Origin of the sequence: Pseudomonas sp. NDM (genome assembly GCF_003105095.1) — a bacterium.
GTDB classification, from domain to species: Bacteria; Pseudomonadota; Gammaproteobacteria; order Pseudomonadales; family Pseudomonadaceae; genus Aquipseudomonas; species Aquipseudomonas moraviensis_A.
The window spans coordinates 1-4,853 of record NZ_QETJ01000247.1; the positions used below are offsets into that span (position 1 = coordinate 1).

General features: G+C 61.9%; 4 protein-coding genes. All 4 read right to left on the reverse strand.

Annotated elements, in window-relative coordinates; genetic code table 11:
• Window positions 1–126: 126 nt before the first annotated feature.
• On the reverse strand, window positions 127–510 hold the full coding sequence (gcvH, locus tag DCO47_RS25705; protein WP_042607071.1) for a glycine cleavage system protein GcvH: 384 nt from the start codon (window positions 508–510) through the stop codon (window positions 127–129).
• Window positions 511–557: 47 nt separating this feature from the next.
• Entirely contained in the window at window positions 558–1,640 is a 1,083-nt protein-coding gene (gene gcvT / locus DCO47_RS25710) for a glycine cleavage system aminomethyltransferase GcvT (RefSeq protein WP_064364689.1), read from the reverse strand.
• A gap of 155 nt (window positions 1,641–1,795) precedes the next feature.
• Entirely contained in the window at window positions 1,796–3,412 is a 1,617-nt protein-coding gene (locus DCO47_RS25715) for an iron ABC transporter permease (protein ID WP_116659209.1), read from the reverse strand.
• Window positions 3,413–3,656: 244 nt separating this feature from the next.
• Complete coding sequence (locus DCO47_RS25720; protein WP_042607074.1) at window positions 3,657–4,661, reverse strand: extracellular solute-binding protein; 1,005 nt, start codon at window positions 4,659–4,661, stop codon at window positions 3,657–3,659.
• Window positions 4,662–4,853: the final 192 nt, after the last annotated feature.

Below are 4,853 nucleotides of genomic sequence, written 5' to 3' on the forward strand. Positions count from 1 at the left end.
AGCGGTGGGTCAGCCACCGAAAATGAACTGACAGACCGCTATCGCGAGCAGGCTCACTCCTACAGTGGATTTGCATCGGACATAAAAAAGCCCCGACGAATCGGGGCTTTGGGTCATGCCGGCAGGTTACTCGCCGATGGCAGCCTTGTAAGCCGCCGCATCCAGCAGCTTGTCCAGCTCGGCCTTGTCGCTTGGCTTGAGCTTGAAGATCCACGCGCCGTACGGGTCGGAGTTCAGCAGCTCGGGCGAGCCACTCAGCTCTTCGTTGATCGCGATGACTTCGCCGCTGACCGGGGCGTAGATGTCGGAGGCGGCTTTTACCGACTCGACCACGCCGGATTGGTCACCGGCGGCGAACACCTTGCCGACTTCGGTCAGTTCGACGAACACCACGTCGCCCAGCGCTTCCTGTGCGTGATCGCTGATGCCCACGGTGACGGTGCCGTCAGCTTCCAGACGCGCCCATTCATGACTTTCGGCAAAACGCAGTTCGGCAGGGATATCGCTCATCTTCGGTTCCTCGGAAATTGGTCAGCGGTCATGCCCGCCAGAAAAGGTTAGATCAAGGTTTTGCCATGGCGTACGAAGGTCGGTTTGACCACTCGTACCGGGTACCACTTGCCACGGATTTCCACTTCGGCGCGGTCGGCAGTTGCCATCGGCACACGCGCCAGGGCAATCGATTTGCTCAGCGTAGGAGAGAAACTACCACTGGTGATCTCCCCTTCGCCAACATCGGCGATGCGAACCACCTGGTGAGCGCGCAGAACCCCGCGTTCTTCGAGCACCAGACCGACCAGTTTGTGCGCCACGCCGGCGGCTTTTTCCGCCTCCAGCGCCGCGCGGCCGATGAACTGACGCGACGCCGGTTCCCAGGCGATGCTCCAAGCCATGTTCGAGGCCAGCGGCGAAACGTCCTGGTGGATGTCCTGACCGTAGAGGTTCATCCCGGCCTCGACGCGCAAGGTGTCGCGGGCGCCGAGGCCGATCGGCGAAATGCCGGCGCCGACCAGGTCGTTGAAAAAACCCGGCGCCTGATTCGCCGGCAGGCAGATCTCCAGACCATCCTCGCCGGTGTAACCGGTGCGCGCGATGAACCAGTCGCCGTCGATGGCGCCTTCGAAAGGTTTGAGTTGCTGGATCAGCGTGGCGCGGGACTGAGTCACCAGTTCGGCGATCTTGTGCCGGGCCTGCGGGCCCTGGATGGCAAGCATCGCCAGCTCGGAGCGCTCGTGCAGTTGCACGTCGTAAGCACCGAGCTGGGCGTTCATCCAGGCCAGATCCTGATCGCGGGTAGAGGCGTTGAACACCAGCCGGTAAGCGTCGTCGAGGCGGTAGACGATCATGTCGTCGACGATGCCGCCACGCTCGTTGAGCATGGTGCTGTACAACGCCCGGCCGGGATGCTGCAGGCGCTCGACATCATTGGCCAGCAGATGCTGGAGCCAGGCCTTGGCCTGGGCACCGGTGACATCGATCACGGTCATGTGGGAAACATCGAACACCCCGCAATCGCGGCGCACTTCGTGGTGCTCCTCGACCTGCGAGCCGTAATGCAGTGGCATGTCCCAACCGCCAAAATCGACCATCTTCGCGCCGAGCGCGAGGTGCAGGTCATACAGAGGCGTACGCTGTCCCATGGGTTTCTCCTTCCGGGCGTGGCGAGGGTGCGGACCGCCGCTATACGGCTGAAAGCCTTGATGGATAAGGCTTGCAGCCGATTCCAGCGCACGGGTCTGTCAGACGAACCGCACCGAATGCCGCGCATTGTAGCCGCATGATGTAGGACTCACTACTAAGTGTTTCGGTGCGCTGAGCGTCGAATCAATCCGATCACTGGCAATAGACCAACCAGCACCAGGGTCAATGCCGGCAATGAGGCGCGCGCCCATTCGCCTTCGCTGGTCATTTCAAAGATGCGCACCGCCAGCGTGTCCCAGCCAAACGGGCGCATCAGCAGCGTCGCGGGCATTTCCTTGAGCACATCGACGAACACCAGCAACGCGGCGCTCAGCGTGCCGGGCAGCAATAGCGGCAGATACACTTTGAAAAACAGTCGCGGCCCACTGACACCCAGGCTACGTGCTGCTTCGGGCAAAGATGGCCGTATACGCGCCAGACTGCTTTCCAGCGGCCCGTAAGCGACGGCGATAAAACGCACCAGATAAGCCATGAGCAAAGCGGCGAGGCTGCCGAGCAACAGTGGCTTGCCGGCACCGCCGAGCCACGCGGAGAGCGGAATCACCAGTTCCCGATCCAGATAACTGAAAGCGAGCATGATCGACACCGCCAGCACCGAACCGGGCAACGCGTAGCCGAGATTGGCCAGGCCGACGCCGGAGTTTATCGTTGGGGTCGGCGCCAGACGCCGGGCGAACGCCAGCAACAACGCAACGCTGACGGTAATCAGCGCCGCCATCGCGCCCAGATACAGCGTGTGCAGGATCAGCCCGGCGTAGCGCTCGTCCAGATCGAAGCGCCCGCGCTGCCAGAACCACACGATCAGTTGCAGCACCGGAATGACGAAGGCGCAGGCGAACACCAATCCACACCAGCCCGTCGCCGCGAATGCCTTGATTCCCCGCAGGTGATACAGCGCTTTCACCCGTGGCCGCTCATTACTTGCCCGGTTCGCCCCGCGTGCCCGGCGTTCGCCGTACAGCACCAGCATTACCACCAACAGCAACAGACTCGCCAATTGCGCGGCGCTGGGCAGGCTGAAGAAGCCGTACCAGGTTTTGTAGATGGCGGTGGTGAAGGTGTCGAAATTGAACACCGATACCGCGCCGAAATCGGCCAGGGTTTCCATCAGCGCCAGCGCCACGCCGGCACCAATCGCCGGACGCGCCATCGGCAACGCGACCCGCCAGAACGCCTGCCACGGCGATTGCCCGAGCACCCGCGCCGCCTCCATCAAGCCTTTGCCCTGGGCCAGAAACGCGGTGCGCGCCAGCAGGTAAACGTAGGGATAAAACACCAGCACCAGCACCACAATTACCCCGCCGGTGGAGCGCACCCGGGGCAGGCGCAGGCCCGTGCCGAACCATTCGCGCAACAGGCTCTGCACCGGGCCGGCGAAATCCAGCAGGCCGACGAAAACGAACGCCAGCACATACGCCGGAATGGCAAAGGGCAGCATCAGCGCCCAGTCGAGCCAGCGCCGACCGGGGAATTCGCAGAGGCTGGTCAGCCAGGCAAGGCTGACACCGAGCAGCGTCACGCCGACACCGACGCCGAGGATCAGCGTCACGGTATTGCCGAGCAGACGCGGCATCTGGGTTTGCCACAGGTGCGACCAGATCTGCTGATCGATGGTCTGCCACGACAGCAGCAACACGCTCAGCGGCAACAGCACCAGCGCAGCGATGGCGAAGACGATGGGGTACCAGCGGCGTTGGGCGGGGTGGGCCACTTTAGGGTCTCTGGAGGTATTGGCGTGGTCTAGGATTGCGTATTCCAGGTTGAGAGTGCTGCCCTCACCCTGGCCCTCTCCCGGAGGGAGAGGGGACCGACCGCGTCGCTTGTACGTATTATGCCGATCTGAGGTAGCAAGCCGAACTCAGGTTCGAATCCAACACAAATCGGCTCCCTCTCCCTCCGGGAGAGGGCTGGGGTGAGGGCAGCGATCTAAAGTAAACGGTGTTATCGGAACAGACTCAATTCCACCCCGCCCGATCCATCATCCGGATCGCCTCGGCCTGACGTTTGCCCGCCACTTCTACCGGCAAGGTATCGGCAACAAACTTGCCCCACGCCGCTACTTCTTCCGAGGGCGCCACCGCCGGGTTGGCCGGGAACTCCTGGTTCACGTCAGCGAAAATCTTCTGCGCCTCAGGCGTGGTCATCCATTCAACCAAAGCCTTGGCCGCTTCCGGGTGCGGCGCGTGTTGGGTCAGGCCGATGCCCGAAAGATTCACATGCACACCGCGATCGGCCTGATTGGGCCAGAACAGCTTCACCGGCAATTCAGGCTTCTGCTTGTGCAGGCGACCGTAGTAATAAGTGTTGACGATGCCGACGTCACACTGCCCGGCGTTGATCGCTTCCAGCACCGCAACGTCATCGGAGAACACGTCAGTGGACAGGTTGTTGACCCAGCCCTTGAGGATTTTCTCAGTCTTCTCGGCGCCGTGGACTTCGATCATGGTCGCGGTCAGCGACTGGTTGTAGACCTTCTTCGCCGTGCGCAGGCACAGGCGACCTTCCCAGTTCTTGTCGGCCAGCGCTTCGTAGGTGGTCAGTTCGCCCGGTTTCACCCGCTCGGTGGAATAGGCGATGGTCCGGGCGCGCAGGCTCAGGCCGGTCCAGGCGTGAGTGGAGGAGCGATATTGCGGCGGAATGTTGGTGTCGATGGTTTTCGAGGTGAACGGCTGGAGAATGCCCATCTGCTCGGCCTGCCAGAGGTTGCCGGCATCGACAGTGAGCAGCAGGTCGGCGGTGGCGTTTTCACCTTCGGCCTTGATGCGCTGCATCAGCGGCGCTTCCTTGTCGGTGATGAACTTGATCTTCACCCCGGTCTTGGCGGTGTAGGCATCGAATACCGGCTTGATCAGCTCATCGATACGCGACGAGTAGACCACCACCTCATCGGCAGCCTGGGCAGTGGTGCTGCCGATCAGGGTCAGGGCCAGTGCGGTCAGAAGACGCTTGGGTGCCAACATGGGAGTGGTCTCTCGGTCGGAAAATGTGAGCCAAATGATAAGGACTCACATTTACCACCACAATCGAACACTGGGGGAAGGCGTTACTAGATGTTGCACAGTCCGAATGCTGTGGTTGAATCGACTGGCGCCATCGCGAGCAGGCTCACTCCTACAATTGGCATGCGTTCCCCTGTAGGAGTGAGCCTGCTC

Coding starts and splice junctions, on each gene's coding strand:
- gcvH (WP_042607071.1), bottom strand. CDS start 510: ATGAGCGATATCCCTGCCGAACTGCGTTTTGCCGAAAGTCATGAATGG.
- gcvT (WP_064364689.1), bottom strand. CDS start 1,640: ATGGGACAGCGTACGCCTCTGTATGACCTGCACCTCGCGCTCGGCGCG.
- DCO47_RS25720 (WP_042607074.1), bottom strand. CDS start 4,661: ATGTTGGCACCCAAGCGTCTTCTGACCGCACTGGCCCTGACCCTGATC.